The 417-nt window shown below is 41.7% G+C and carries 1 pseudogene; it reads right to left on the bottom strand.

Going from position 1 to position 417, the window contains the following annotated elements:
• Nucleotides 1-417, bottom strand: a pseudogene (locus AB4486_RS25250) (hypothetical protein); the annotation flags it as partial.

The following is a 417-nucleotide window of genomic DNA, read 5'->3' as shown; positions in this document are numbered from 1 at the left end:
CGCCAGTACTGCCATCTTCATAAACTTGAAACAAAGAGAGGTAACCCGCTTGGTTTGAGTTGAGTTGAATAAAGTAATGGTCGCCAGCATTGAGTCGTCGCTTGGATGATTGAATATCTATACTGTCATCTGAATAGTTGAAAAATAGGTGGTTATACTTTGCTTCGGGTAGTATTAACTGGCCACTACTGCTGGAGAGCATCCAGCCCCCAGCAAACCGCTCGATATCTATATCCGGCAGACATTGGTGTTGTTCTACCCAGTTTTTTAGCATGGTCGTTGTTGACCAGTATGGGTGTAATTCACTGTGACATTGTGATTTCTTTAACCAAGCAGTGAGCTTTTGTACAAATGACTCGGGGTCATATTGAACTTGAACATAAAACTGGTTTTGCGATTTTTCACTGTTGATAATGG

Origin of the sequence: Vibrio sp. 10N.222.55.C6, from assembly GCF_041473395.1 — a bacterium.
Taxonomy (GTDB): Bacteria; Pseudomonadota; Gammaproteobacteria; order Enterobacterales; family Vibrionaceae; genus Vibrio; species Vibrio crassostreae_C.
Note: the sequence above shows the minus strand (reverse complement) of the source record. Positions and strands in the feature narration are given on the sequence as shown.